Annotated in this window: 20 protein-coding genes; 8 read left to right on the top strand and 12 right to left on the bottom strand. The window is 55.6% G+C overall.

The features are described from left to right. Positions 1 to 26: 26 nt before the first annotated feature. The 3 genes from PKC29_11220 to PKC29_11230 all read right to left on the bottom strand — a co-directional run bounded on the left by PKC29_11220 (position 27) and on the right by PKC29_11230 (position 1,809). Positions 27 to 398 (bottom strand): metallopeptidase family protein, encoded by a 372-nt coding sequence (locus tag PKC29_11220; protein HML95989.1) that lies wholly within the window; start codon positions 396 to 398, stop codon positions 27 to 29. A 270-nt stretch (positions 399 to 668) separates the two neighbouring features. Next, the gene (locus PKC29_11225) at positions 669 to 1,280 is read right to left on the bottom strand and encodes an ACP phosphodiesterase (GenBank protein ID HML95990.1); all 612 of its coding nucleotides are present in this window, start codon (positions 1,278 to 1,280) and stop codon (positions 669 to 671) included. A 61-nt stretch (positions 1,281 to 1,341) separates the two neighbouring features. Beyond that, a complete protein-coding gene (locus tag PKC29_11230; protein HML95991.1) occupies positions 1,342 to 1,809 on the bottom strand; it encodes an FKBP-type peptidyl-prolyl cis-trans isomerase in 468 nt (155 codons plus the stop codon). A gap of 452 nt (positions 1,810 to 2,261) precedes the next feature. On the opposite strand from PKC29_11230, the gene PKC29_11235 reads away from it, so the two are divergent. Both PKC29_11235 and PKC29_11240 read left to right on the top strand, forming a co-directional pair. After that, a complete protein-coding gene (locus PKC29_11235; protein ID HML95992.1) occupies positions 2,262 to 3,047 on the top strand; it encodes an enoyl-CoA hydratase-related protein in 786 nt (261 codons plus the stop codon). A 212-nt stretch (positions 3,048 to 3,259) separates the two neighbouring features. After that, positions 3,260 to 4,015 carry a 3-oxoacyl-ACP reductase family protein gene (locus PKC29_11240; protein HML95993.1) on the top strand — a complete coding sequence of 252 codons (756 nt, stop codon included), beginning with the start codon at positions 3,260 to 3,262 and terminating at the stop codon, positions 4,013 to 4,015. 86 nt (positions 4,016 to 4,101) lie between these two features. Here PKC29_11240 and phaC read toward each other — a convergent pair whose 3' ends face one another. From phaC to PKC29_11260, 4 genes are all read right to left on the bottom strand, one after another. Beyond that, the gene (gene phaC / locus PKC29_11245; GenBank protein HML95994.1) at positions 4,102 to 5,175 is read right to left on the bottom strand and encodes a class III poly(R)-hydroxyalkanoic acid synthase subunit PhaC; all 1,074 of its coding nucleotides are present in this window, start codon (positions 5,173 to 5,175) and stop codon (positions 4,102 to 4,104) included. 80 nt (positions 5,176 to 5,255) lie between these two features. Further along, the gene (locus PKC29_11250; protein ID HML95995.1) at positions 5,256 to 5,708 is read right to left on the bottom strand and encodes a poly(R)-hydroxyalkanoic acid synthase subunit PhaE; all 453 of its coding nucleotides are present in this window, start codon (positions 5,706 to 5,708) and stop codon (positions 5,256 to 5,258) included. Beyond that, positions 5,708 to 6,076 (bottom strand): hypothetical protein, encoded by a 369-nt coding sequence (locus PKC29_11255; GenBank protein ID HML95996.1) that lies wholly within the window; start codon positions 6,074 to 6,076, stop codon positions 5,708 to 5,710. Before PKC29_11255 ends, PKC29_11250 begins: the two co-directional genes overlap by 1 nt. 101 nt (positions 6,077 to 6,177) lie before the next feature. Next, a complete protein-coding gene (locus tag PKC29_11260; protein HML95997.1) occupies positions 6,178 to 6,600 on the bottom strand; it encodes a hypothetical protein in 423 nt (140 codons plus the stop codon). 250 nt (positions 6,601 to 6,850) lie between these two features. Between PKC29_11260 and PKC29_11265 the strand changes: the two genes are divergently transcribed. Continuing rightward, entirely contained in the window at positions 6,851 to 8,002 is a 1,152-nt protein-coding gene (locus PKC29_11265; protein ID HML95998.1) for an ABC transporter substrate-binding protein, read from the top strand. A 26-nt stretch (positions 8,003 to 8,028) separates the two neighbouring features. On the opposite strand, the gene ccsA is transcribed toward PKC29_11265, so the two are convergent. Together ccsA and prfA are read right to left on the bottom strand one after the other, a co-directional pair. Continuing rightward, on the bottom strand, positions 8,029 to 8,841 hold the full coding sequence (gene ccsA, locus PKC29_11270) for a cytochrome c biogenesis protein CcsA (protein ID HML95999.1): 813 nt from the start codon (positions 8,839 to 8,841) through the stop codon (positions 8,029 to 8,031). A gap of 116 nt (positions 8,842 to 8,957) precedes the next feature. Then, positions 8,958 to 10,016, bottom strand: a complete 1,059-nt coding sequence (prfA, locus tag PKC29_11275) for a peptide chain release factor 1 (GenBank protein ID HML96000.1) — start codon at positions 10,014 to 10,016, stop codon at positions 8,958 to 8,960. A gap of 84 nt (positions 10,017 to 10,100) precedes the next feature. Here prfA and PKC29_11280 point away from each other — a divergent pair, with 84 nt between their 5' ends. The 4 genes from PKC29_11280 (at position 10,101) to rny (ending at position 12,871) form a co-directional block, all read left to right on the top strand. Continuing rightward, positions 10,101 to 10,310, top strand: coding sequence for a hypothetical protein (locus PKC29_11280; GenBank protein ID HML96001.1), 210 nt, complete (start codon positions 10,101 to 10,103; stop codon positions 10,308 to 10,310). A 1-nt stretch (position 10,311) separates the two neighbouring features. Continuing rightward, a complete protein-coding gene (locus PKC29_11285; protein HML96002.1) occupies positions 10,312 to 10,674 on the top strand; it encodes a cell division protein ZapA in 363 nt (120 codons plus the stop codon). Positions 10,675 to 10,774: 100 nt separating this feature from the next. Beyond that, a complete protein-coding gene (locus PKC29_11290; GenBank protein ID HML96003.1) occupies positions 10,775 to 11,293 on the top strand; it encodes a 5-formyltetrahydrofolate cyclo-ligase in 519 nt (172 codons plus the stop codon). A gap of 15 nt (positions 11,294 to 11,308) precedes the next feature. Beyond that, positions 11,309 to 12,871 carry a ribonuclease Y gene (rny, locus tag PKC29_11295; GenBank protein HML96004.1) on the top strand — a complete coding sequence of 521 codons (1,563 nt, stop codon included), beginning with the start codon at positions 11,309 to 11,311 and terminating at the stop codon, positions 12,869 to 12,871. 131 nt (positions 12,872 to 13,002) lie between these two features. Here the strand turns inward: rny and ppdK are convergent, their stop codons facing one another. The 3 genes from ppdK to glyQ form a co-directional block, all read right to left on the bottom strand. After that, positions 13,003 to 15,732, bottom strand: a complete 2,730-nt coding sequence (gene ppdK / locus PKC29_11300) for a pyruvate, phosphate dikinase (GenBank protein HML96005.1) — start codon at positions 15,730 to 15,732, stop codon at positions 13,003 to 13,005. A gap of 63 nt (positions 15,733 to 15,795) precedes the next feature. Beyond that, positions 15,796 to 17,883, bottom strand: a complete 2,088-nt coding sequence (gene glyS / locus PKC29_11305; GenBank protein ID HML96006.1) for a glycine--tRNA ligase subunit beta — start codon at positions 17,881 to 17,883, stop codon at positions 15,796 to 15,798. After that, on the bottom strand, positions 17,868 to 18,755 hold the full coding sequence (glyQ, locus tag PKC29_11310; GenBank protein ID HML96007.1) for a glycine--tRNA ligase subunit alpha: 888 nt from the start codon (positions 18,753 to 18,755) through the stop codon (positions 17,868 to 17,870). The genes glyS and glyQ overlap by 16 nt, the downstream gene beginning before the upstream one ends. 221 nt (positions 18,756 to 18,976) lie before the next feature. Between glyQ and purM the strand changes: the two genes are divergently transcribed. After that, positions 18,977 to 20,017, top strand: coding sequence for a phosphoribosylformylglycinamidine cyclo-ligase (gene purM, locus PKC29_11315; GenBank protein HML96008.1), 1,041 nt, complete (start codon positions 18,977 to 18,979; stop codon positions 20,015 to 20,017). The last annotated feature ends 2 nt before the right edge of the window (positions 20,018 to 20,019 follow it).

The following is a 20,019-nucleotide window of genomic DNA, read 5'->3' on the forward strand; positions in this document are numbered from 1 at the left end:
TCCATAAGCGCGTGAGCGGCGGCCGGTCAGTCCCTTCCCATGAGCGCATAGATTTCGTCGTCGTTAAGGCCGAAGTAGTGAGCTATCTCGTGCTGGAGCACCTCTTCCACCCTGTCCGCTATCTCTTCGTCCGTACGGCATATCTTCTCGATGTCTTTCTGGTAGAGGACGATCTCGTCCGGGAGCCTTATCCCCTCCCAGACGCTCCTCAGGTGAAGCGGCGTCCCCCTGTAAAGGCCGAGCAGAAGCCCTTCGCCCCTTATCTCCAGCTTTTCCAGGTCCTCCCGCGTGGGATAGTCCTCCACCTTGATAACGACGTTATCGATCTTCTTCCGGAACTCCTCGGGAATCCTGTCGTAGGCCTCTTCTACGAGCTGCTCGAATCTTTGCCTTTTCAAAGTCGGTTTGGTTTAACTTATGCGATTAAGTGCTCAGTAAGATTATAATAAGAACCCGAATCTTTCAATCGGAGGTGAAAGGGAAGGGCCGGGACCGTGGAAATAATCGCCCGGGATTTTTATCGTCCGTATGCCCGCCTGAGCCCGGCTATGTCCGGCTTCTCCATCTTTAAAAGGGCTTTCATAACCTTCTCCGCTTTCGACGGAACGATTTTCTGCATGGTTATAAGCCTCCCTCTTTATTCCCCCTTCCGCTTAAACAAGAAACTCTTAGCGCTGATTAGTCTGCGTTCCTTTGCTATACTCCTCGACGAACGAAACCAGCTCCGGGAAAAACGCCCTGAAATTCTCCTCCAGGGCATTGTAGTTGCGGGATATCTCATCCACAGCGCCCGGGAGGCTGTTCTTCCTCCCGAACCTCCTCTCGACCCTGACGGCTATCCTGTCGAGCGCCCGCCCGATCCCGTCGAGCCGTCTGTACGATCCGAGCCAGTCCTCTTCTATCATAAACCTGAGAACCTCTCTCGGCCTCGGGGGCATGAGCCCCGCGTTAGCGGCAAGCAGGCTGTAAGTCCTCTGGATGAAATCCCCGAGCGGGAGCTCCGAATAGTCGCCCCAGTTCAGGGCGAGAATGTGGTCGAACGCGAGGTCTACGATGATCCCCGAGAACCTTCTTCGCTCCCGGCTTACGAGCCTCTTCGAGCTAATGACGCGCTCGTGCGAATCGGTAAAGGCGTCGATCTTTCTGTGGGTTCTGATTCCCTCGGCCACGCCGGGCGGGAATTCGTCCCCTATGCGCCCCTTAACGAAATCCCCGAGCATGTTGCCGACGAGGGACTCCTCGGAATCCCCGGCCAGGTACATGTGCGCGAGGTAATTCACCGCATCCTCCCGGCTTCGTCCATGCCCGAACGCCCTGTGCGCCGTCCCGTTCCAGGGGCCGTCAGTCCGCTATATCCACGAGCTCGACGTCGAATATCAGCGTCGAGTTCGGCGGTATGACCGGGGGGAATCCCCTCTCCCCGTATCCGAGAGACGGGGGGATTATAAGCTGGCGCTTTCCGCCTTCCTTCATGTCGGCGATGCCCTCGTCCCATCCCTTTATCACCTGCCCGACGCCGAGCGTAAACTCTATGGGCTCGCCCCTCTTCACCGAGCTGTCGAAAACGGTGCCGTCCTCCAGCTTTCCGGTGTAATGAACCTTCACCTTCTGCCCCGTCTTCGGCTTCTCTCCCTGTCCTTCCTCTATTATTATGTACTCGAGTCCAGAATCGGTCTTCATAACCTTGCCCTCGCTTTTCTGTTGGTCTTTGTTCTGCTCGTCTGCATTCGCGTATGCGGTCATAAGGCCGAGGGCCATGATTGCTAATATTGCAAATGCGGTAATTTGTCCCGGATACCTCTTAAGCATTCGTGCCTCCTTTGGCGTGGGGATTGTTTCTCGTGCCTGCCCCCGATTGAGAAACTCTACCTGATTAAGCCTGTCCGGGCCAAACAATCTTCCTTCCTCCCGTGTATGGAGGGCGAACAGCCCGCACCCGCGCGCCGCATTTCAGTTGTATATATATACGGTAAGTGCCGGGAATACGGCCGAAACCCCATTATTATAAATTACCGCCGCATGTCCCCGACGCCGTCCCGTACTGTTTGCGCCGCTTTGACCGTCTCTTCCCCATTTTTCGATAATCTACGGTTTCTTATGCTCTTTTTCTATTTCGCAGCCCTCTTCGCAGCACAAAATCCGGGCGATTCTTCTCCATATTTTCTTCGCTTGTGCGAAGAAAAGCATTGACAAGCCCCCTTTACCCTGTATTAATATCACTTTAGACAGAGCCCTGCCAAACCATAATGAGGAGGAGTCTCATGGGATTCAAATACATACAGTTTCAAAAGGAGCCTAACGGCATCGGCATTCTGACCATTAACAGGCCGAACGTCCTGAATGCCCTTAACTGGGATACGCTCAGCGAGCTTAAGGTATTCCTCGAAGACATACTTCCCGGTGAGGAATTAAAAGCGCTCATCGTCACGGGTGCCGGGGAAAAGGCCTTCGTCGCCGGCGCCGACATCGCGCAGATGAACGAAATGAAAGAGAGGGACTTCCAGGAGTACGTCGATACAGCGCACAGGGTATACGAGCTCATCGAAAACAGCTCCTGCCCCTCGATCGCGGCCATTAACGGCTACGCCCTCGGGGGCGGCTGCGAGCTTGCCCTCGCGTGCGACATAAGGATAGCGTCCGAAAAGGCCCGGCTCGGATTCCCCGAGGTAAAGCTCGGCATATTCCCGGGATGGGGCGGCACGCAGCGCGTAACGAGGGTCCTCGGCCTCGGGAAAACGAAGGAGCTCGTATTCACGGGCGAGATGATCGACGCCAACGAAGCCCTCAGGATCGGCCTCGTCGAAAAGGTCGTCCCCCACGACGAAGTGATGAAGGAAGCGAGAGACCTGGCCGGCGCGATAGCCAAAAGGGGCCCCATTGCAGTCAGGATGTCCAAGACCGCCATTAACGCCGGCTCCGAAATGGACCTTCAGAAGGCGCTCCTTCTCGAAAAGACGCTCGTCTCCCTCTGCTTCGACTCCGAGGACAGGATAGAGGGCATGAACGCCTTTCTCGAAAAGAGAGAGCCCCTCTTTACCGGCAGATAATACGATAACGAGCTCGCCGGTCCGTGTCCGCACGGGCCGGTGCCCAAAGCCTTTCCTCCACCTTCCGGCGGGCTGTTCCGAGCGCCGGGATCTTTCCCCACTTGATGCCCGTTTTGCCCGCACGTATTCAGGTTGACAAAAAAACCATTAGGAATAAAATCTATAATCCTCAGTTTTCACAGCGGAAATTCACGGAGTCCGGGAGGTTTTCGATGCTTGAACAGATGCACGATTTGAGCGGCAAGGTTGCCGTAGTGACCGGTGGGTCGAGGGGTATAGGAAAGTCCATTTCCCTGGCTCTGGCCGAAGCCGGCGCCGATATACTCCTTAACTATTCCCGCAGCGACAAGGAAGCCGACAAGATAAAAAAGGAGATCGAAAAGCTCGGCCGCAAATGTGTGACGGTAAGGGCGAACGTCGCGAATTTCCAGCAGGCCCAGGGCCTCGGCCTCGCCGCGAAGAACCACTTCGGCCGCGTCGACATACTCGTCAACAACGCCGGCATCAACCGCGACAGGACGCTCAAGAGAATGACTTTCGAGCAGTGGAACGAGGTAATACAAACGAACCTTTCGAGCGTCTTTAACTGCACCAAGGCCGTCCTCGACCTCATGTCCGAGCACGGCGGCGCAATTATTTCCATATCCTCCATCATCGGCGAGATGGGTAACCTCGGCCAGTGTAACTACGCTGCGACAAAGGCGGGCATCATCGGGTTCACGAAAACGATGGCGAAGGAGCTCGCCAAGAGCAATATACGCGTAAACGCCATAGCCCCGGGCTTCGTCGAAACGGACATGCTCGGGACCGTCCCCGAGGACATCCGCGATCAGATTAAAAAGGAGATTGCGCTCGGCAGGTTCGGCACCCCCGAAGAAATCGCCATGGCCGTTGTCTATCTATCCTCTCCGGCCGCGAGCTGGATAACGGGCGTAACGCTCCGTATAAACGGCGGGCACTACATCTAAAGCTTACGAGTGGGATAATACAGGATTTAAAACTAAAGCGGCGGCTTATAAGCCGCCGCTTTTTTATGTCGGTGAAGTTACTTTTTTCAGTTAGACCTTTCTATAATCCAGTCGGAAACTTCAGGCCATAGCCCCTTTAGCGATTTTCCGCTCACGGAAAGCCCTATGTGCCCGGCGGGGAAGACGATGGTCTTCTTGTCCTTGCTTGAGACGAGGTCGTTGAAAACTATGCTCGACGCCGGCGGCACCAGGTGGTCGTTTTCGGCTATCAGGTTGAGGACGGGACACGTTATATCTTTCAGGTGAACCGGCTTTCCGTTTATCTTGAGCTTGTCCTCGACGAGCTGGTTCTCCTGATACAGGTACTTTATGAACTCCCTGTATACCTCGCCCGCGACGGGTATGTTGTCGTTGAGCCACTTTTCCATGGCGAGGAAGCTCTCCAGGAAAGCCTCGTTGTCAACGTTCTCGTAAAAGTTCACGTATTTCGAAACGAGGTTCTGTATCGGCTTCATTATAAGAAATCCCGATTGGAGGAAATCGGCCGGCGCATTGCCGTAAGCGTCGACGAACTTGTCCACGTTGAAATTCGGCCTGTCGCCCCACAAATTAAGCGTGCCGTCCACCTTAAAATCTATGCCGGCGGTCATGAGTATCAGGTTCCTCACCTCTTCGGGGTGAAGCGCGGTGTACATGGCCGACATGGTCCCTCCCATGCAGTATCCGAGTATGTTCACCTTGTCCGAGCCCGAGTGCTTCTTCACCCTCTGCACTACCTTGTGTATGTATCTGTTTATGTAGTGGTTGAGGTCGAGGTCCTTGTCCTCGTCTCCGGGCGAGCCCCAGTCTATGAGATAAACCGGGATCCCCTTTTTAAGGAGCACCTCGACGACGCTTCTTCCGGGCATGAGGTCGAGTATGTAGGGTCTGTTAACGAGTGCGAATACCAGTATGAGGGGCGTTGAGCAGGCTTCCTCCGTCTGCGGGTAATAGTGCAGGAGCCTCAGCTTGTTCTCGGTGAATATCACCTCGTGCGGGCTCGTGCCCACTTCGACGTCCGGCGGATTTAGAAGCGTTATGTCGAGCGCCTTCAGGAATTTCTCCCTCGCCTTCTCTACTTTGTCTAAAGCTGGAATGAATTTTGTGGATTTTATCGTCATTTTTTTTCGGCCTCCCCGGCCCTTGATTTTTGAATGCCGGCCGTGCGTCGTATGAAATTACGGATATGAGCGGTGCCCGTTTATTTCTTCTTCCGCGTGCTTGCGGCGGGCGGCGGTGTGCTTACATCGTCCAGCTTGTCGGTAAGATCGTTGATTTTTTCCTCGAGGTTGTTTATCGAAGAGAGCACACGCTCAATGTCGGTCTTGGTCGGGAACCTCATGTTCCTGAGCACCTTCTCGGCGGCTTCGTCGAAGCGCTTCTTGAGGTCGGACGATCCCTCGACGGCCTTTCCTATGTTTGCGGCGAAAAGGGGGCTGTTCACCCACTTCTCCAGTATCTCCGAGGACGATTTTTCCCAGGCGTCGTAAAACTTTTTATACTGCTCCATGGGGTCGTAATCTTCCGCCTCTTCGACGCCGGTTTTTACGATCGGGTTTTTCTTCCACACGTCCATGGCCTCGGACATGGTCTTTTCCCACGCCTCGTAAAGTTTCTTGTATTGCTCTGAATAATCGAAGCTTTCGCTGCTCATTATTTCTTCTCCTTGGCTTTTCTCGCCGGTTTCTTGGCCGCGGTTCTCTCGGTCGCGGTCTTGGCGGGCCTCGACTCAAGGCCCGCTATCTTCTGTTCGAGCTCGGCTATTTTCGCTTCGAGCGAGTCTATCGTATCAACCAGGCGGTCCATCTCCATCCTTTGGGGCGAGCACCTGGTTTCGAGCGTCTGCTCTATAAAGCCGTGTATGTAGTCCTTGAACTCCGACGATTTTTCGACAGCCCTGTCCATGAGCGGGCTGTTCATCCATACGTCCATCATCTTGTTCGTGGACTCTTCCCACGATTCGTAGAGTTTCTTGAAGTATCCGAAGTAATACATTTCGGCGTACTCTTTCTGTTTGCTCACTACTTACCTCCGGCCCGATCGGCCATCCGATTTTATAAACTCGCTACCTATATTATACTATATAACCCCGTCCGGGGAGAAACCCCCGGGCCAGGTCTTATTTAATGCGAGAGCGAGCTCACGAACCTGTCCATGGCGGAAAAAGCCCTCTCCGCCGACTTCTGATTCAGGTCCAGTAATTCCTTCGTATAATTGTCGGAGGCTTTCTTAACGGCCGCGAAGCATCTGTTCTGGATTTCGAGCAGAAGGTCGAGCCCTCCGCCGATGTCCCACCTGGGGTACTCGCCGGGCATCGAGCCGATTGCGGACTTGACCTGCTCGGCGTATTCCTTCTGTATCCTGTTCAAATGCTCCAGCTGCGAATCCATGAACCGCTTATTCTCCTCTATCAACGAATGAGCAGCGTCGAGTCCTATGAGATAGTTTTCCTTTGCTATCCCGCTTATCTCTTTAAGAGCCTCACCGGAATTTCCGTTTGTAACCACTTCCGGGGTTACCGTCTTCTGCGCTTTACTTTTCGGCATGTGTTGACCTCTCCTTCAGTACAAATATAATCCGGCGAGGTCTTTTGTCAAGATTTTAGTTAGCAGTTGCACAATAATATTTCGTAATGATAGATATAGGATGCGTGCCGGGCTTTTCTCCAATCATAGCATTAGCGTAATTTCGGGATTTCTTGTGGATACGTGTGTAAACCTTGTTCGGCAGGCCCCGAAAACTGCATATTTGCCGCCGTCCCTGTAAATGCAGCCTCAAAACGGTAACCATATACCCATGATCCGGCTCCTTCCAGGCCTTGTCCTCCTTTTCGGGCTTCTGATTCACGCCGCACCGGTGCACTCCCAGCCGGCGGCTCCGCCCGGGGCGGCCGCCGATACCGGGCTTCCTCCCGGCGGCGAAACCTCCGTCGGGTGCCTTCTTCCCCTTAGCGGAAAGTACGCGCCCGTCGGCGAGAGGGCGCTCAAGGGCATACTCACGGCGGCGGCGCAGGGCCCGGACGGTTACAGGCTCATAGTGAAGGACATCGGCAGCGAGGGGCAGAACCTTGCGTCGGCCCTCGACGAGCTCCTCGCCGTGCCCGGCCTCTCCTTCATAATCGGCCCCATCCCCTCTTCCTACGCCGCCGCCGCTGCGCGGGCCGGCCGCGCAAAAGTCCCCATGATAATATTCCCCGCCTCGGAAAGCGAATCCCGGGGCGGCCCGTATGTCGTCGAGTTCTTCTACCCGCTCGAAGAGCAGGCGAAGGTCCTCTCCTCCTACGCGGCCCGCGATCTCGGGGCGCGCGCGTTCGGAATCCTCTACCCCGAAACCCCCGCCGGAAGGGAGCTCGCCGCGCTTTTCAGGGAAGCCGCCACGGGATCGGGCGGTAAGATAGTCTACGAAAAGGGCTATCCCCCGGGGGCGGCCGACCTCTCCGGCGAAGCGGAGTGGATAGCCTCCATAAAACCCGACGCCATGTTCATACCCGACGGGGCTTCGGTCTCCGCCGAAATCATACTCCGCCTCAAGCAAAACCCCCGCCTCTCGGACGTCCTCTTCCTCGGCCCCGCGACGTGGAACAGTCCGCTCTTCCTAAAGCTCGCCGGCGGCGGGATCGACGGCTTCGTCTACAGGGCCGTCTATACCGACTTCTTTCACTTCGGCGACGGCGGCTGGCTCCGCTTCGGTAAGGATTTCGAGACGCAGCACGGTGAGAAGCCGGGCTCATTCGAATACCTTATATACGGCGGCGTTTCTCTCATGTTAAAAGCGGCGGACGGCGGTGGCGGCGACGGCCGGTCGTTCCTCGAATCGCTCGAAAAGCTCGCTTCGTCTCCGGAATATAGAGTAAAGAGGGATAAGGCCGGGAGCCTTCGAATATCCCCCCTCCCGAGGATCCTCTCCGTTAGCAGGGGAGAGATTATCGAGATAATGAAGGTGAGGTAAAAGCGGGAGCGGAATGGCTCGCCGGACTAATACTCCAGGAAATCGTGCTGGCCCGGCGATATATAGCCGATTACGAATAGCGTGAACAGGATTATCCCGAAGCCGAGGACGGCGCCGAAGGCCGCCTTCTTCCCTTTCCAGCCCGAAGACAGCCTGCCGTGAAGGAGTATCGCGTAAAGGAGCCAGGTCACCATCGACCAGGTCTCCTTCTGCCCCCACACCCAGTACTCTCCCCATATCTCCTTTGCCAAAAGGAGCCCCAGCGCAAGCCCGAGCGTCAGCAGCGGAAATCCGGAAAGAAGGCATATGTGATTTATCCTGTCTAGCGTGGTGAGCGACGGCAGTTTCCGGAGGAAGCTGCCCACGTGCTTCGATTTAATCTTCCTCTCCTCGAATATGTACAGCACCCCCGATATGAAAGCCACCGTGAAGAGCGCCTCTCCCAGGAGTATAAGCACTATATGCACGAGCACCCACGGGTTCGTGAGCGAGGGGTCGTGCTCTATCATCCCCTTGGGCAGTATAACGTGCGGCAGCGTCATGATAAAAGCCAGGGGCGAGACGAAGGTCCCGATTATGGGGGCGTTGAACTTAAGCTGCGATCCTATGAACGCTATGGTGATGAAAAGGGCGAAGAGGTAAAGCGTGGTGTCGAGCCCGCCGGCTATGGGGATGCCCCTCACGAATAATATGCCGAGGCTCGCCGCCTGAAATACGGTCCCGAGGACTACTATGTAGAACCCTATCCTGAGCCCGCTTTTCTGGTTCATGAAAAGGTAGCCCATGTAAAATAAGGTGGCCACGAAGTAGCAGAGAACAGGAATCCAGTAAAAGTCCATGTCTATATTCTATTAATCGTTGTCGTTAAATACAATAAAAGCTTCTGAATTATGAAACTTTCAGGTCTGTCCGGCGCCGGGCGGGACTGCCCGGAATGGCGGGTGGCGCGTGCCGGTCAGGAATACGCCGCCTGTTTCAGGATTTCGGTCTGGTAATAGGCCGTCAGGGCATCGACCAGCTCGTCGAGCTCCCCGTTCAGTATAGCCTCTATCTTATATAAGGTAAGCCCGATCCTGTGGTCCGTTATCCTGCCGTCCCTGTAGTTATAGGTCCGTATCTTCTCGCTCCTGTCCCCCGTACCGACGAGGCTCTTTCTCGCGCTGGCTATCTCGTTCCTCCGCTTCTCCTCTTCCATCTCGTAGAGCTTCGCCCGGAGCATCCTCATCGCGTGGGCCCTGTTCTTGTGCTGAGACCTCTCGTCCTGGCACTGTACGACTATTCCCGTCGGGAGGTGCGTTATCCTTATCGCCGAGTCGGTCTTGTTCACGTGCTGCCCGCCCGGCCCGGACGCCCTGTAGGTGTCGATCTTGAGCTCCTTCTCGTCTATGTCCACCTCTACCTCGTCCGGCTCGGCAAGGATCGCGACCGTGGCGGTGGACGTATGGATCCGCCCGCTGGTCTCCGTGGACGGCACCCTCTGCACCCTGTGCACGCCGCTCTCGTACTTCATGCGGCTGTAGACGTTCTTCCCCTCTATCGCGGCCACCACTTCCTTTATCCCGCCTATGCCCGTCTCGCTTATGCTTATCACCTCGACCTTCCACCTTCTGGCCTCGGCATACTTCGAGTACATCCTGAAGAGGTCCGCCGCGAACAGGGCCGCCTCGTCGCCGCCGGTGCCGGCCCTTATTTCGAGGAAGACGTTTTTTGCGTCGTTAGGGTCCTTCGGCAAGAGCAGTGTCCTGAGCTCGTTTTCGAGCCGGGCCAGCTCTCCCTCCAGCTCCTCGAGCTCCTCGCGCGCAAGCTCCCCGAGGTCCCTGTCCTTCAGAAGGGCCCTGTTCTCCTCTATTGTTTCGAGCGTTTTCTTATAGCTCCTGTACGTCTCGACTATCTCGTCGAGGTCCGAAAGTTCCTTGGAATACTTATGAATTTCCGTCGGACTGATGTCGGGACTGTTTAAATTTCGCTCTATTTCGAGGTACTTTTGCTCGACTTCCTCGAGCCGCTTGAGCATACCGGTTTCTGGCATTTCAGCCTAATATCATCACACATCTTGCATAAATTTCAAGATAAGATTAAACTTGTGATGTGTAAGACAATGGAAACAATGGATATTCTAGAAGGCAAAATCAAAGAGGCTTTGTCGAGGAAAACAAAGCTCGAGGTGGAGCATAAAAACCTACTTGAGGAAGTGTCGAAACTCAGGGATAGTGTGAAGAAACTGGAAAAGGAAAGAGACGAAATAAGGCAGAAGCTCGACAGGGTTATAGAGAAGGTCGAGATATATTTGAGCAGGTCAGAGGCATAGGTTGAAGCGTCTTAAAATAAAGTTTTTCGACATCGAGTATTTCATTAAAACAGATGCCGAAGAGAGTTACGTTCAGGAGATAGCTTCTTATCTCGAACAGAAGATAAAGGAAATCTCCGGCCAGGAGGGCGGCGCCGCCGTGCCCAGGCCGGTTTTGCTTGCCATGCTGAAGATTACAGACGATTACTTCAAGCTACTGAAGGACTTCAAGGAATTTAAAGAAAGTGCAGAAGAGAGATCTAACAGATTGGTCAAAATATTGGATAACTCCCTCAACGATAAAGAAACATTCGGTTTGGACGAAGGCGTTCTTAGAGAAGGGCTCGGAAGAGAAGAGCTGGAAGACTCGTATAAATACAGATGATTTTGAAAAGGCTGAAGAGCTCCATTCCGTTCCCGAGGCAGGGGGTTTAAATCTTTCCAGAGAGAAAGATTCCGTCCGCTCTTTTGTTCTGGATCTGAGGATAAACAGCCGCCGTGAAGACCTCGCGCTCAAAAGCGGGTCCATATTCCGGAGGCTCGCCGCACTCGAATGCTACAGGGCAGCGGCCCGCGTAGCCCTTTATTTTCCAGTCAGAAACGAAGTCGATACATCCGCAATTTTCAGCGACGTAATCGCCTCCGGCAAGGAGGCTTATTTCCCCGTAGCCCGGCAAGGTAATCTCGTATTCCGGAGGGTGAGCGATTTGTCCGGGCTCTCCCCCGGCGCTTACGGTATTCCCGAGCCGCCGGCCTCGGCCCCGGCGGCCGACGTCTCGGGGCTCGACCTCGTCCTCGTTCCCGGCGTGGCTTTCGACGTTTCGGGAAACAGAATCGGCTACGGGAAGGGATATTACGACCGCGCGTTGTCCTCGGTCCCGCGCGGAAAGAGAATTGCCCTCGCGTACGGCTTTCAGGTGCTGAAATCCGTACCCCTGGGGGAGCATGACCTTGGCTGCGGTATGGTAATAACGGAGTCGGGGGTGTTTATTGCAAGAGAATAACAGGAGGTAGCCAAAATGTCTGCATGGATAATAGCGGCCGTGTTCGCGGCCGTGGCTTTCGTGCTGGGTTTTTTGCTTCATCACCTTTACAGACAAATGGAACTTAAAAAGAAAATTGGTCTAAAAAAGGACGAAGCCGAAATCATCATCGAAAATGCCAGAAAGGAAGCGGAAAAGGTAAGGATTCAGGGTGAATTAAAAGCAAAGGAGATAGTAGAAAAGAAGACGTCGGAAATAGAGTTCGAGGTAAGGGAGAAACAAAAAGAGCTGTTCAAGGCCGAAAAAAGGATCCAGAAGCGTGAAGAGGTACTCGACAAGAAGTACGAAGCGGTAGAAAAAAGGGAATCCGAAACGGCACGAAAAGAACGTGACCTAATCTCCAGGGATGAGGCCCTTTCCGACAAGCAGAAGGAGCTCGATTCCGTAATAGACGAAGCAAGGAAGAAAATAGAAGACATAGCCGGCATGACGCAGGAGGCCGCGAAGAACGAGCTCGTAAACATCATAGAAGACGAGGCACGCCACGAGGCCGCCAGGAAATTAAAACAGATAGAAGAGCAGCTCAACGAGGACGCCGAGCGCAGGGCCAAGGACATAATCGCCCTCGCCATACAGAAATACTCCGGCGAGTACACGAGCGAAAAGACCATCTCCGTCGTAAACCTCCCGAACGACGACATGAAGGGGAGGATTATAGGCCGCGAGGGCAGGAACATAAGGTCGATAGAGGCGAGAACCGGGGTAGACATTATAATCGACGATACCCCCGAAACGGTGGTCGTCTCGTCGCTTAACCCCATAAGGCGGGAAATAGCGAGGATATCCCTCGAAAAGCTCATCAACGACGGCAGGATACACCCGGCCCGCATAGAAGAGATAGTCTCCGACGTCGAAAAGGAAGTCGAGCGCGAGATCCAGAAGGCCGGCGAGGCGGCGCTCTTCGACCTCGGCATCCCGTCGATGCATCCCGAGCTCGTAAAGCTCGTCGGAAGGCTCAAGTACAGGACGAGCTACTCCCAGAACATACTTAACCACTCCATAGAGGTCGCGTTCATTTGCGGCATACTCGCCGCCGAGATCGGGTACGACGTAAAGCTCGCCAAGAGGGGAGGGCTCCTTCACGACATCGGCAAGGCCGTAGACCACGAGATCGAGGGCTCCCACGTCGACATCGGCGAGGACCTCGTCCGGAAATACGGCGAGCCCAAGGAGATAATAGAGGCCGTCGCCATGGCGCACGACCCTCACCCGCAGCTCCTCCTCGCCATTCTCGTCCAGGCGGCGGACGCCATCTCGGCCGCCCGTCCCGGCGCGAGGAGGGAGACGTACGAAGCCTACGTCAAGCGTATCAACGACATCGAGAGCATCGCGGGCTCGTTCCGCGGCGTCGAGAAGTGCTACGCCATACAGGCGGGCCGCGAGGTCAGGGTGATAGTCGAAAGCTCCAAGGTCAACGACGAAGAGGGCGCGCTCCTCTCGCACGAGATAGCGAAGAAGATAGAGCGCGAGGTCGCCTACCCGGGCCAGATAAAGATAACGGTAATAAGGGAAGTGAGGTCCACGGCCTTCGCGAGCTAAATATAAGGCCGTCCGTAAATACCGGAAAAACGCCCGCGGCAGTCACCAGCCCGGCCCTAAAATACAAAACCCGCCGGTCTCTCATCAGAGGCCGGCGGGTTTTTTTGTTGTCTGTTTTTTATTCGTTCGGGTTATACCGCTTTCTTGCCGAGCGCGCCCTTGGCCGCCGCGAGCCTCGCTATCGGCACCCTGAAAGGCGAGCAGCTCACGTAATCGACGCCGACGGCGTTCGAATACTCTATGGACTGCGGGTCGCCTCCGTGCTCGCCGCATATTCCGACTTTAAGCCCCGGCCTTACGCTCCTTCCCTTCTGTATGGCGAGCTTCATGAGCTCTACGACGCCCATGTCGAGCGTCAGGAACGGGTCCTTCTCCATTATCGTGACTTCCTTTCCGTTGAGCGCGACCTTGTTGTTCATGTAGGTCTTTATTATCTTCCCCGAGTCGTCCCTCGAAAGCCCGAACAGCATCTGCGTAAGGTCGTTCGTCCCGAAGGAGAAGAACTCGGCCTCGGTCGCTATCTGGTCTGCGGTAACGGCGGCGCGCGGCACCTCTATCATGGTGCCTATCTTGTACTGGATTTTCTTCTTCGAGCCGGCGAGGACTTCCTTCGCCACCTCTTCTATAACGTCCTTCTGTGACTTCATCTCGGTAACCATCGACACGAGCGGCACCATTATCTCCGGCAGCACCTTTTCGCCCTCCTCGGCCACCTCTCTCGCGGCCTCCAGAATAGCCCTCGCCTGCATCCTCGTGATGTCCGGGATCAGTATTCCGAGCCTGCATCCCCTGAGCCCGAGCATGGGGTTGAATTCGTGTAGCTCCTCCACCCTTTCCAGGAGGAGTCTTTTCTTTTCGAGAAGATGGGACGATCCCTTCTTACGCTCCAGCTCTTTTATTTCGAGCTTGAGCTCGTCACGCTTTGGAAGGAACTCGTGGAGCGGCGGATCGAGGAGCCTTATTGTAACCGGGTACCCCTTCATGTTCCTGAAGAGCTCCTTGAAGTCCTTCTTCTGCATCGGGAGGAGCTTCGCAAGGTACTTGGCCCTCTCCTCGGGCGTCTGCGAGAGGATCATGTCCTGCATTATGCCTATCCTGTCCTTGGCGAAGAACATGTGCTCCGTCCTGCAGAGCCCTATGCCCTCGGCCCCGAACCTGTAGGCTATCTTCGTATCCTCCGGGGTGTCGGCGTTCGTCCTTACGCCGATGGTCCTTGTCTTGTCGGCCCATCCGAGTATCGTCGAGAATATCCGGTAATTCTCCGATTCCTCGGGCCTGAGCTTGTCCTCCACCACCTGTATTATGTCCGACGGTATCACGGGGACGTGGCCCGAATACACCTTGCCCACGAACCCGTCGAGGGATATGTAATCCCCCTCCTTCACCTTATACTCGCCCGAGTGGAAACACTTCTTCTTCTCGTCGATTATTATGTCCTCTGCCCCGACGATACATACCTTCCCCATCTGCCTTCCGACGACGGCCGCGTGGCTCGTCCTTCCGCCCCTGGCGGTGAGGACTCCCTCGGACGCCGCCATTCCCTTTATGTCGTCGGCGCTCGTCTCTTTCCTGACGAGTATCACCTTAAACCCCTCTCCCCTCATCTTTACCGCTGTGTCGGCGTCGAGCGCCACCTTTCCGGATACCGCTCCGGGCGATGCCGCGAGCCCGCTCGCGATCTCGCTCTGCTTCTCCCTGGCGACAGGGTCGAATATCGGGAAGAGGAACTGCTCCAAATGCTCGGGCTCTATCCTCGTCAAGGCCTCTTCCTTTGTAATGAGCTTTTCCTTTACCATGTCGTATGCAATTCGGAGGGCGGCGAGGCCGGTCCTCTTTCCGTTACGCGTCTGGAGGAAATAAAGCTTTCCCTTCTCTATGGTGAACTCGAAGTCCTGCATGTCCTTGAAATGATTTTCGAGTATCTTCGCGATCTTCACCAGCTCCTTGTAAACCTTGGGAAGCTCGCGCTCGAGCTCCTCTATGTGCTTGGGCGTCCTTATTCCGGCGACGAGGTCCTCGCCCTGTGCGTTCATGAGGCACTCGGCGTAAAGGCTCTTCTCGCCGGTGGCGGGGTCCCTAGTAAAGCCGACCCCCGTTCCCGAATCGTCGCTCATGTTGCCGAACACCATCGCCTGCACGTTCGCGGCCGTGCCTATGTCGTCCGGTATGCCGTACTGCTTCCTGTAAAAGATCGCCCTCTGGTTGTTCCACGAGAGGAACACGGCGTTTATCGCCATGTAGAGCTGGTCCAGGGGGCTCTGGGGGAAGTCCTTTTTCGTCTTCGACTTCACGAGCTGCTTCGATTTCTTTATCACTTCCTTTACGACTTCAGGGGTGAGCCTGGTGTCGTCCTTTATGCCCGCCTTCCTTTTCACCTCGTCGAATATGTGCTCGAACTCCTCCTTGTCTATTCCCAGGACGACGTCCGAGAACATCTGGACGAGCCTTCTATAGGCGTCCCACACGAACAGCGGGTTATCGGTCTTCCGCGAAAGCCTTTCGGCCGTCTCGTCGTTGAGCCCGAGGTTAAGTATCGTATCCATCATTCCCGGCATGGAGAACTTCGCCCCCGAGCGGACCGAAACGAGAAGAGGGTTGTCCGGGTCGCCGAACTTCTTGTCTATCAGCTTTTCGAACTTCCCGAGGTTCTGCTCTATCTCCTTTACGATCCCCGCCGGCAGCTTCCCGCCGTTATCGTAGAATTCCTTGCACGCTTCGGTGCTTATCGTGAATCCCGGAGGCACGGGTATGCCTATCCTGGTCATCTCGGCCAGGCCGGCGCCCTTGCCGCCGAGGAGGTCCTTCATATCCCCCTTTCCTTCAGCCTTTCCGTTTCCGAATAGATATACGAATTTCTTCATTGCCGCTTCCTTCTGGTATAGAGTTTGATTTTAAGCCCTGTGGTTAATCCATAGTTTTCTCTTTTACGTGCTCAGCTTCGAGAAATCGGCTATCGTGAAAAAGAGCTCCCTGATTTCCCCGAGCATCGAAAGCCTGTTCCGTTTCAAATCCTCGTTCTTGTCCATGACCATCACGTTGTCGAAGAACCTGTCGACGGGCTCCTTGAGGTTCTTCATAACGGCCAGTGCGCCTTTATAATCCCTTTCGGCTATCCTTTCCCCGGCCCCGCTCCGCGCGGACTCGAAAGAAGTAAAGAGCTCCCTTTCGACGGGCTCCGCGAAAAGCGCTTCGCTCACTTCGCCCGCGGGTTGCCCCTTTACGATATTCACGACGCGCTTGAATGCAATACCGAGCGATTCGAAATCCGGGGCGCTCCTGAATTCCGCGAGCGCCTCTATCTTTCTCCTGGTCTCGACCATGTCGCCGAACCCCGCGCTTATAACTGCATCAACGACGTCCTGCGGAAAGCCGTCCGCGATCATGAGGTTCCGGAACCTCTCCCTCACGAAATCCATTATCCCGCCGAGGGTCTCGTCCCCCTTCCCGCCGAACTTCCCTCCTGCGCGGTCCTCTATCGCCCTTATCCCGGCCCTGAAAAGGGCCTCCGGGTCGAGGGCGAATCCTTTTTCGAGAACTATATTTATTATTCCTATCGCCTGCCGCCTGAGCGCGTAGGGGTCCGAAGCCCCCGTCGGCACTAGGCCGGCAATGAAGCACGCCGATATCGTGTCGGCCTTGTCGGCGATGCTGAGTATCGATCCCGTAATCGTCTCCGGGAGGTCCCCTGCGCGCGAGGTCGGCATGTACTGCTCTTCTATCGCCCTCGCTACTTCCTCTTTTTCGCCGGCGAGCCTCGCGTAGTATTTCCCCATGATGCCCTGGAGCTCCGGGAACTCGAAGACCATCTGCGTCGCGAGGTCGGCCTTCGACAGCTCGGCCGCGCGCACTGCATCGGCGGCCGCCTCTTCGTGCCCGATCGATTCCGCTATCGCTCCGGCGAGCTCTTTCAGCCTTTCGGTCTTGTCGTAATAGCTTCCGATCTCCGAGAGGAAAACCATTCCCTTGAGCTTTTCGAGGCATGATTCGAGCCCCGTGTTCCTGTCTTCGTCGTAAAAGAACCTCGCGTCGGTGAACCTCGCCCTTATGACCCTCTCGTTGCCTTTCGAAACGACGCCGCTGTCTTTAACCCTGGTTCCCGAAACGAATATAAAATGCGGAAGGAGCTTCTCCGGCTCCGCCTTTGAGAATACCGCGAAATATTTTTGGTGGTTCTTCATAACGCTTATGAGAACCTCTTTCGGGAGCTCGAGGAAATCCTTCTCGAAATCCCCCTTCAGAACGACGGGATACTCTACGAGATAATTCACCGTTTCTAAGAGCTCCGGGTCGTCCTCGACTGTCCCGCCTATAGACTCCGCGAGCCTCCTCACGTCTTCCCTGATTATGCCCTTCCTCTTCTCCTGATCTAAAACGACGAACCCCTCTTCGAGCCCGCGGGAATAATCCTCCCACCCTGCTGCCTTAAAGGGCCTCGGGCTTATGAACCTGTGCCCGCGGCTTTTATTCCCGCTCTTCACGTCGCCGAGCGCGAACGAAATCGTCTTCCCGCCGCAAACGGCCAGGATCCACCTTATCGGCCTTGCGAAGGTTACGTCCCCGTCTCCCCACTTCATCGATTTTCTAAAAGGTATTGATGTGATTATTTCAGGTAACAGCTGTTTGAGTATTGCGTCGGTTTTTTGTCCCTTGACCTGCCTTATCACCGCCAGAAGCTCGCCTTTGTCCCTTCTCACTCGGACGAGGTCGCCCACGTCCACGCCCTGTGATTTCGCGAACCCGAGTGTCGCCTTCGTCGGGTTCCCCTCCGCGTCGAAAGCTATCCTCACGGGCGGCCCGTAGGACTCGACGGCCCTGTCCTCCTGCTTTTCGGTGAGCCCCGTCACTCTTAAGACGAGCCTCCTCGGCGTGCCGAAGGCCTCGGCGGCCTCGAACGGAACGGCGCTTTCCCCGAGCTTCCTCGCCGCTATGGAAGCCAGGCTCTCTATCGCGTCGTTCATGAATCCCGCAGGAATTTCTTCTGTCCCTATCTCCAGTATCAGCTCTTTGCCCATGGATCTTTTAAAGCCAGGGGATATCCCATCGCCTCCCTTTGTCTCAGGTATCCCTCGGCGCACATCTTCGCGAGTGCCCTCACCTTTCCTATGTACGATGCCCTCTCGGCGACGCCTATAGCGCCCCGGGCGTCCAGCAGATTAAACGTATGCGAGCATTTAAGACAGTAGTCGTACGCAGGAAGGGGCAGCTCCTTTTGCGCCAGCTTCCTCGACTCGGCTTCGAATTTATCGAAAAGGTCCCGGAGCATCCCCGGGTCCGATTCCTGAAAGTTATACGTCGAAAATTCGTACTCGTCCCTGTGGTGTATCTCGCCGTATGTAACCCCTTTCGTCCATTCGAGGTCGTACACGCTCTCGACCCCCTGGAGGTACATGGCGATCCTCTCCGTCCCGTACGTAAGCTCGGCGGAAACGGGCTTTAAGTCTATGCCCCCCGCCTGCTGAAAGTACGTGAACTGCGTTATCTCCATGCCGTCGAGCCACACTTCCCACCCGAGCCCCCACGCTCCCAGCGTCGGCGACTCCCAGTCGTCCTCGACGAACCTTATGTCGTGCGCGAGCGGGTCTATCCCCAGGTGCCGGAGGCTGTCGAGGTAGAGCTCCTGGACGTTATCGGGCGACGGCTTTATTATCACCTGGAACTGGTAGTAGTGCTGAAGCCTGTTCGGGTTCTCCCCGTACCGCCCGTCCGTCGGGCGCCTCGATGGCTCCACGTAAGCCACGTACCACGGCTCAGGGCCGAGACACCGGAGGAACGTCGCGGGGTGAAAGGTCCCCGCTCCCTTCTCCGTGTCGTAGGGCTGCACTATGATGCACCCTTTTTTCGCCCAGTAGCTCTGGAGTGAAAGTATCAGTTCCTGAAAAGTCATCTATAAAACCCTATCGGATAAAATCCTTCCTTCCCGAAAAAATTCGACGGAAAATAATACCATTATATAAATTTTTTGGAAATCCATAGCGAAGACAATCTTCATCACCGGCCGGAATGCGGCGTTTTTCATTCCATGAAACCGGGCGGCCGGGCCGTTCTGATTCTCTCCCCGGTTCCTCGTAGACAAACCCCGCCCCTCAGGTATCTTTCAAACCCGTCATGGCGAAGACGACGTACAAAAGCTCAGGGGTCGATATAGACGCCGGAAACCTCTTCGTCGAGCTCATAAAACCGCTCGCGAAATCGACTTCCAACAAGAACGTCCTCGGTAAAATAGGGGGTTTCTCGGGCGCTTACGAGCTGCCCTTGGGCAGGTATAAAAAGCCGGTGCTCATGGCGGCGACAGACGGCGTCGGCACGAAGCTCAAAATAGCCTTCATGACGGGCAGGCTGGACACTGTCGGCATAGACCTCGTCGCCATGAACGTGAACGACCTCGTCGCATGCGGCGCCAAGCCTCTATTCTTTCTGGATTACCTCGCAACCTCGAATCTAAAACCGAAAGAAGCCGCCGAGATTATAAAAGGCATAGTCGCGGGCTGCAAGGCAGCCGGGTGTGCGCTCCTCGGGGGCGAGACGGCCGAAATGCCCGGGTTCTATAAAAACGGCGAGTTCGACCTCGCGGGCTTCGCGGTCGGCGTTATCGACAAGGACGATATTATAGACGGCTCCCGCGTAAAGGCCGGCGACGCCGTGATAGGCCTCCCGTCGAGCGGCCTTCACTCGAACGGCTACTCCCTTGCAAGGAAGGTCCTCCTCGAAAGGAAAAAGCACGAGCTCTCCGATACGCCCGGGCCGCTCTCGCGCACCCTCGGCGAGGAGCTCCTCGAACCCACGCGCATATACGTAAAAACGATTCTCAAGCTGAGGCGGGAATTTCAGATTAACGCCGCCGCGCACATCACCGGCGGCGGCCTCCTCGAAAATATCCCCCGCGTGCTTCCCAAAGGGTGCGCCGCCTCGCTCGATTCCTCCAAATGGAAGATGCCCCCCGTTATGGACCTCATCGAAAGGGAAGGGCGGATCGAGCGCGAAGAGATGCTCCGTACGTTTAACTGCGGCGTCGGGATGATAATCGTGGTGCCTTCCGAAACTGCGGCCGCGGTTTTGAAGAAGCTCCGCGGCATGAAGGAAAAGGCCTCGGTCATAGGCGAGATAATAAAGAAACGCCCGCGCGGCGCGGGCGTAATCGTGTCGTAGTT

The organism is Thermodesulfobacteriota bacterium (assembly GCA_035325995.1).
In the GTDB taxonomy this organism is placed as follows: Bacteria; Desulfobacterota_D; UBA1144; order Nemesobacterales; family UBA2774; genus JADLGH01.